At 69.6% G+C, this 3,587-nt stretch carries 3 protein-coding genes; 2 read left to right on the top strand and 1 reads right to left on the bottom strand.

The genetic code is table 11. The features are described from left to right. On the top strand, positions 1 to 1,016 hold a 1,016-nt coding region (locus V7067_RS16550), incomplete at its 5' end, for an SAF domain-containing protein (RefSeq protein WP_334176994.1). A gap of 52 nt (positions 1,017 to 1,068) precedes the next feature. On the opposite strand, the gene V7067_RS16545 is transcribed toward V7067_RS16550, so the two are convergent. Further along, on the bottom strand, positions 1,069 to 1,779 hold the full coding sequence (locus V7067_RS16545; RefSeq protein WP_334176993.1) for a YggS family pyridoxal phosphate-dependent enzyme: 711 nt from the start codon (positions 1,777 to 1,779) through the stop codon (positions 1,069 to 1,071). Positions 1,780 to 2,051: 272 nt separating this feature from the next. Here V7067_RS16545 and leuS point away from each other — a divergent pair. Continuing rightward, positions 2,052 to 3,587 (top strand): leucine--tRNA ligase (gene leuS, locus V7067_RS16540; RefSeq protein ID WP_334176992.1); only part of this gene is annotated, 1,536 nt, incomplete at its 3' end.

The raw sequence follows: 3,587 nt of genomic DNA, 5'->3' as shown, positions 1-3,587 counted from the left end.
TCGACGTGGTGGTGGATGCCACCGGCAATCCCAATGTCGGCACCGAACTGGCGCTCGCCTCCATGGCCGGCGGCAAGCACATCGTGATGCTGAACGTGGAAGCCGACATCACCATCGGCCGCTACCTGAAGCAGGAGGCCCGCAAGGCCGGCGTGGTCTACACCGGCGCCGCCGGCGACGAGCCCGCCGCCACGCTGGAGCTGATCGCGTTCGCCCAGTCGATCGGGCTCGACATCATCGCCGCCGGCAAGGGCAAGAACAATGCCCTGAACCCGCTTGCCGTGCCGGCCGACTATGAGGAAGAGGCCGCCGCACGCAACATGAATGCCCGCGTGCTGGTGGAATTCGTCGACGGCTCCAAGACCAATGTGGAAATGACGGCGATCGCCAACGCCACCGGTCTGGTGCCGGACGTGCCCGGCATGCACGGCCCCGCCGCCACCCGCGAGGTGCTGGCGCAGGTTTTGTGCGCGCGCGAGGATGGCGGCGTGCTGTCCGGGGCCGGCCGCGTCGACTACACCATCGGCAAGGGCGTGGCGCCGGGCGTGTTCTGCATTGCAAAGCCGCGCCACCCGCGGGTGCTGGAACGCATGGTGGACCTCAAGGTCGGCCCCGGCCCGTGTTTCGCGCTGTTCCGCCCGTTCCACCTGACCAGCCTTGAGACGCCGCTTTCGGCCGCCCGCGCGGTGATGTACCGCCGTCCGGACATGCAGCCCCTCGACCGCCCGGTGGCCGAATGCACGGCGCTCGCCAAGCGCGACCTGAAGCCGGGCGAGAAGCTCGGCCGCATCGGCGAGACCGACTACCGCGGCCACACCATGCGCTGGGAGGAAGCCCGCGCTGCCGCCGCGCTGCCGATGGGGCTGGCCGAAGGCTCGGTCGTGACGCGGCCCGTGGCCCGCGGCGAGCAGCTGACGTGGGACAACTGCGCCCCCGACGAGAGCTTCGCCGTCACCCGGCTGCGCCGCCGGCTCGATCAGGCCGACGCCGTGTTCCTGCCGGCCCCGGCCGTCTGAGCCGGACGGCGTCCGCGGCGGGGCCGCACCGCGCTGCCCCGCCGCAGGGTCATCAGGCCCGGGGCGGGGCCACCGGATTGCGCGGACGGAAGCCGAACAGCGCGCTGCCGACCCGCACATGGGTGGCGCCGAAGGCAATCGCGGTCTCGAAATCCGCCGACATACCCATGGAGAGCAGCGGCGCCGCCGCCTCTTCGGAGAGCTTGCGCAGCAGGGCGAAGTGCGGCCCCGGCGGCTCGTCGGCGGGCGGAATCGCCATCAGCCCGGCAATATCGAGGCCGAGTTCGTCACGGCAGCGCGCCACGAAGGCCGCCGCCTCGCGCGGGGGAATGCCGGCCTTCTGCGGCTCCTCGCCGGTGTTGACCTGCACGAACAGCTTCAGCCGGCGGCCCTGCCGGGCCATCTCTTCGGCAATGGCGACGGCGATCTTGTCGCGGTCGACGGTGTGGATCACATCGAACAGCGCCACTGCCTCTCTGGCCTTGTTGGATTGCAGCGGCCCGATCAGGTGCAGGTCCAGATCGGGATGCGCCTCCTTCAGCGCCGGAAACTTGGCCTTCGCCTCCTGCACCCGGTTCTCGCCATAGACCCGCTGGCCGCAGGCGATGAGTTCCGCCACGTCGTCAGCGGGAAAGGTCTTGGAGACGGCAACCAGCGTGACGGATCCTTCCGCCCGCCCGGCGGTGCGCGCGGCCCGCGCGATGCGGTGGCGGATGGCCTCCAGCCGCTCGTCGGCGGTTGCGGTGATTTCGGTTTCGCTCATGCTGGTTTCTCCCTGGGGCGCCGCCCGCTGCCGGGCGCGGCGCCGGCCGGCCGGGCCCCGCTGCCGCCGGATGGCAGCCCCGTCGCGCGGACGAGTTGACCCGCAGGGGGATTTCTGGTGACAGTCCGCCACCAATGCAAGATGCTTCGCAGCCGCAACACGCGCGGCCGTGCCGTGCTTGCCGCCTTTATTCTGTGTCACCCAAGGGGTGGCCCCGCCGGCGCCCTGTTGCTGCCGTCGCCCGGCCACCCGAAGCCGGATTTGTGCCGACCATGACGACGGAGCGCTATAACGCCCGCGAGGCCGAACGCCGCTGGCAGGACGCCTGGGCCGAAAAGGCCGTGTTCAAGACCCCGAACGAGGATCCGCGGCCGCGTTATTACGTGCTTGAGATGTTCCCCTATCCCTCGGGGCGCATCCACATGGGGCACGTGCGCAACTACACCATGGGCGACGTGGTGGCGCGCTACAAGCGCGCCCGCGGCTTCAACGTGCTGCATCCCATGGGCTGGGATGCCTTCGGCATGCCGGCCGAAAACGCCGCCATGCAGCACAAGGTTCACCCCAAGGCGTGGACCTACGAGAACATCGCCACCATGCGGGCGCAGCTCAGGTCCATGGGCCTGTCGCTGGACTGGTCGCGCGAGTTCGCCACCTGCGACGTGGAATATTACCATCGCCAGCAGGCGCTGTTCCTCGATTTCCTCGCCGCCGGCCTCGCCTATCGCCGCACCTCCAAGGTCAACTGGGACCCGGTCGACATGACCGTGCTCGCCAACGAGCAGGTCATCGACGGCCGCGGCTGGCGCTCCGGCGCGCTGGTGGAGCAGCGCGAGCTGACGCAGTGGTTCCTGCGCATCTCCGACTTCTCCGAGGATCTGCTGACCGCGCTCGACAAGCTCGACCGCTGGCCGGAAAAGGTCCGGCTGATGCAGAAGAACTGGATCGGCCGGTCGGAGGGTCTGCGCGTGCGCTTTGCCTTCGCGCGCGAGGCCGCCCCCAACGGCGATACCAGCGTCGAGGTGTTCACCACCCGCCCCGACACGCTGTTCGGCGCCAGCTTCCTCGGCCTTTCCGCCGATCACCCGGTGACGAAGGCGCTGGCGGAGACCGATCCGCGCCTCGCCGATTTCGTGGCCGAGTGCCGCCGCATCGGCACCAGCGCCGCCGCCATCGAGACGGCAGAGAAAAAGGGCTTCGACACCGGCCTGCGGGTGGAGCACCCGTTCATCGAAGGCCACACGCTGCCGGTCTATGTCGCCAACTTCATCCTGATGGACTACGGCACCGGCGCCATCTTCGGCTGCCCGGCCCACGACCAGCGCGACCTTGACTTCGCCATCCGATACGGCCTGCCGGTCATTCCGGTGGTGCACCCGGAAGGCACCGACCCGGCCGGGCTGAAGGTGGGGGCGGAAGCGCTGACCGGCGACGGGCGGCTGTTCAATTCCGGCTTCCTCGACGGACTGAGCGTGGCGGAGGCCAAGGAGACGGTGGCCGCGAAGCTGGAGCAGGCCGTTCTGCACGGTCAGCCGCAGGGCGCCCGTCAGGTGAACTATCGCCTGCGCGACTGGGGCATTTCGCGTCAGCGCTACTGGGGTTGCCCGATTCCGGTCATCCACTGCGAGGCATGCGGCGTCGTGCCGGTGCCCAAGGCCGACCTGCCGGTGAAGCTGCCGGAGGATGTGGAATTCGAGACCCCCGGCAATCCGCTGGACCGGCACCCGACGTGGAAGCACGTCGCCTGCCCGCACTGCGGCAAGCCGGCGCGGCGCGAAACCGACACCATGGACACCTTCGTCGATTCG

This window comes from Pseudoxanthobacter sp. (assembly GCF_036822375.1).
In the GTDB taxonomy this organism is placed as follows: Bacteria; Pseudomonadota; Alphaproteobacteria; order Rhizobiales; family Segnochrobactraceae; genus Pseudoxanthobacter.
The sequence above is the reverse complement of the archived record's forward strand: the minus strand, read 5'-3'. Positions and strand labels throughout refer to the sequence as shown.

Coding starts and splice junctions, on each gene's coding strand:
- V7067_RS16545 (WP_334176993.1), bottom strand. CDS start 1,779: ATGAGCGAAACCGAAATCACCGCAACCGCCGACGAGCGGCTGGAGGCC.